The sequence below is a fragment of the Protofrankia sp. Cr1 genome (assembly GCF_963555865.1).
Lineage (GTDB): Bacteria > Actinomycetota > Actinomycetes > Frankiales > Frankiaceae > Protofrankia.
Map to the genome: position 1 here is coordinate 1 of NZ_CAUVXO010000324.1, position 3,481 is coordinate 3,481.

The window sequence follows — 3,481 nt, forward strand, 5'->3', positions numbered from 1 at the left end:
TGCCGGCATCCAGGGTGCCGGCGGCGATCCGGACCGAAGCTGATCCGTCCGTGGGTCAGCCGGTGTTCATCAAGCTCCGCGGGCGGCTTCCCGAAGCCCATCACGTCGAAGAGCAACCCCGGCGAGTCGCGTTGCGAGAAATCTGCGAACTCGCTGATCGTCAGGTTGTCGAGCCGCCGCTGGATCGAGGTCAACACCAGCGGGACAGCCTCCGTGATGAACCCGGGACTGCTGCCGGTGGTGTGGATCGAGGTACCGCCGCGGTCGCATGCGGCCTCGACCCGCTCGCTAACCGCGGGATCGAGGCTGTCCGCACGATGGAACTCGCCCCGGGTCGCCGACGAGCCCGGTCGTGCCGAGCCCGGTCGTGCCGAGCCCGCACAGCCCGCACAGCTCGCACAGCTCGCCGGCATCACGTCCCGCTTTGGCCGGCGTATGGACGTACACCCCGGCCACGGTCAGGTTCGGGTGCTCGATGACGGCCCGCAGCGCGCGGGCGCCGATGTTCCCGGTGGCCCATTGGACGACCCGGTACTGCGGTGTGGCGTCCAATGCCCGCTGGCCCTCGGCCGTCCGTAACCCGTCGAGATCCCCTGTCACGTCGCTGCACCCTCCACTCCCCAGCGGAGAAAACGCTATTTTCCGAAAGAGAGATGGTCAATACCGATCCACCTTCCCCGCTTCATCGAGATGAACAACCGAAACCGAAGCCCCGACCGACGGAGGTGAACCGATGAACGGCGCAGACGACCATCGCCGTCGCATCGAGCAGCGTGGCCTGTGGTTCGACGAACTGGAGATCGACGTTGTGTATGTGCACCGGCCCGGACGGACCGTGGGCGAAGCCGACAACACCCTGTTCACCACGTTGACGATGAACGCGCAGGCGCTGCACCTCGACGAGGCGTGGAGCGCCACCCAGCCTTTCGGCCGCCGCCTGGTCAACAGCATGTTCACCCTGTCGACCCTCGTCGGCCTGTCGGTCAACCAGCTCACCCAGGGCACCACCGTGGCCAACCTCGGCTTCTCCGACATCCGCTTCCCCGCGCCGCTCTTCCACGGCGACACCCTCTACGCCGAGACGACCGTGCTGGACAAGCGGCTCTCACGCAGCCGACCCGGCCAGGGCGTGGTCACCTTCGAACACACCGCACGCAACCAGGACGGCGATGTGGTCGCAGTCGCCGTGCGTTCCGCGCTGATGCTGTGCTCCGATCCGGGCCCGGAGGTGAGTCGGTGACCACCTACCTGCCCGGACCGGCGCTGTTGTTCTGCCCCGCCGACCGTCCCGACCGATACGCAAAGGCGGCCGCGGCGGCCGACGGCGTCATCCTCGACCTGGAGGACGCCGTCGCCGCCGAGGACAAACCCCGTGCCCGCCAAGCGCTGCGCGAGACCCTGCTCGACCCGATCCGCACGATCGTGCGGATCAACCCGGCCGGCACCGACGACTACGCCGAGGACCTGGCGGTACTCGCCGACACCCCGTACCAGACCGTGATGCTCGCCAAGACCGAGACGGCCGAGCAGGTGTCCGCACTCGCACCACGCCACGTTCTCGCGCTCTGCGAGACCCCGCGCGGGGTGCTGGCCGCACCGGCCATCGCCGCCGTCGGCAACACCGTCGGCCTCATGTGGGGAGCCGAAGACCTGGTAGCCGCGCTCGGCGGACGTTCCAGCCGGGACCCCAGCGGCCGCTACCGCCAGATCGCCATGCACGCGCGGGCCAGTGTCCTGCTCGCTGCCGGCGCCCACCTGCGCGTCGCCGTCGACTCCGTCTACCTCGACATCGCCGACCGGGACGGACTCGTCGGTGAGGCACAGGACGGGGCGGCCAGCGGATTCACTGCGAAGGCGTGCATCCACCCCAACCAGGTCGCCGCCATCCGGCATGCCTTCCTGCCCTCGCCGGAGGAGGTCGACTGGGCCCGACGGGTACTCCAGGCGGCCCGGCAGGCGGCCGGTGTGTTCTCCTTCGAGGGCCGGATGGTCGACGCCCCCGTCCTGCGCCACGCCGAACACATTCTCGCCAAGCATCCGCAGTGACGCCCGTTCGCCGGCGGATCCGGCGGGCGATGCAGGTGCACGGTGCGCTTGACACGACCAGCAAGGTGCCGTTCTTCCACATGATCCACAGCGCCGGCGTCATGGGCCTCGCTGACGGCCCGACCGAGGTCCACAAGGTCACCGTCGCCCGCCAGGTTCTGCGGGACTACCGGCCGAGCGACAACCTCTGGCCCACGGAGCGGATCCCGAAGAAGGTGGAAGTCGCCAAGGCGACGTTGGCCTACTACCTCGAGTACGAAGTGGGGAACCTGTGATCAACTTCGAGCGGCTTGCCGCCTGGATGGACGAGAACGACCTGCCCGGCAAGGGCGAGCCGCTCGAGCACCGCTTCCTGTCGGGCGGAACCCAGAACGAGATCTACGAGCTGCGCCGCGGCGAGAACCGGTGCGTCATCCGGATCCCGCCACAGAACGCGCCGGCCGATCGCGACGAGGGGATCCTCCGCGAGTGGCGGATCATCGAGGCGCTCGACGGTACCGACGTGCCCCACACCGAGGCCATCGCCATGTGCGCCGACACCTCGGTCCTCGGCCGCGCCTTCTACCTGATGGGCTTCGTCGACGGCTGGTCGCCGATCAGCCGCAAGACCTGGCCGGCGCCATTTGACACCGATCTCGACGCGCGGGCCGGGCTCGGCTACCAGCTGGCCGAGGGCATCGCCCTGTTGTCGAAGGTCGACTGGGCAGCCAAGGGCCTGCACGACCTCGGCCGTCCGGACGGCTTTCACGAGCGCCAGGTCGACCGGTGGACGAACTTCTTCGAGCGGATCAAGGGCCGCGAGCTCGAGGGCATGGACGTCGCCTCGGCGTGGCTGCGCGCCCACCGCCCGATCGACTACATCCCGGGCCTCATGCACGGCGACTACCAGTTCGCCAACGTCATGTTCGCCGACGGAGCGCCGGCCACGCTGGCCGCCGTCGTCGACTGGGAGATGGGCACCATCGGCGACCCCAAGCTCGACCTGGGTTGGATGATCCAGAGTTGGCCCGAGGACACCATGGCCGAGGCAGCGTCCACGGTCAGCTACGTCGACCTACGGGGTATGCCGAGCCGCTCGCAGGTCCTCGCGCACTACGCCGAGGTGTCGGGCCGGCAGGTAGACGACATCGACTACTACATCATCCTCGCCAAGTGGAAACTCGCCATCGTGCTGGAGAAGGGCTTCCAGCGGGCCGGGGACGACCACAAGCTGCAGGCGTTCGGGCCGGTGATCGTCGACACGATGAAGGCAGCGGCCGAGCTGGCCGAGACCACGGACTGACCCGGCCCGCGTCGGGGGCGGCCGCAATCCCCACAGCACCAACGGGGGCACCCGCTGGGCACGGCTGGACCTGCAACTGGGCACATCCGGGGACGCGGCCAAGCCCACCTTCACCACGGAGCGGGGCACCTACGACGACCTCGCCCAGGGTGT

Annotated in this window: 3 protein-coding genes and 2 pseudogenes; 4 read left to right on the forward strand and 1 reads right to left on the reverse strand. The window is 68.9% G+C overall.

The features are described 5' to 3' along the window. Positions 1-552, reverse strand: a pseudogene (locus tag U9980_RS28675) (dihydrodipicolinate reductase); the annotation flags it as partial. Positions 553-733: 181 nt separating this feature from the next. On the opposite strand from U9980_RS28675, the gene U9980_RS20310 reads away from it, so the two are divergent. From U9980_RS20310 to U9980_RS20325, 4 genes and pseudogenes are all read left to right on the forward strand, one after another. Beyond that, positions 734-1,240, forward strand: coding sequence for a MaoC family dehydratase (locus U9980_RS20310; protein WP_322769370.1), 507 nt, complete (start codon positions 734-736; stop codon positions 1,238-1,240). Continuing rightward, positions 1,237-2,046 (forward strand): CoA ester lyase, encoded by an 810-nt coding sequence (locus U9980_RS20315; protein WP_322769371.1) that lies wholly within the window; start codon positions 1,237-1,239, stop codon positions 2,044-2,046. The genes U9980_RS20310 and U9980_RS20315 overlap by 4 nt, the downstream gene beginning before the upstream one ends. A gap of 23 nt (positions 2,047-2,069) precedes the next feature. After that, positions 2,070-2,321: pseudogene (locus U9980_RS20320) on the forward strand (acyl-CoA dehydrogenase); the annotation flags it as partial. 26 nt (positions 2,322-2,347) lie between these two features. Then, complete coding sequence (locus U9980_RS20325; protein ID WP_416210338.1) at positions 2,348-3,328, forward strand: phosphotransferase family protein; 981 nt, start codon at positions 2,348-2,350, stop codon at positions 3,326-3,328. The last annotated feature ends 153 nt before the right edge of the window (positions 3,329-3,481 follow it).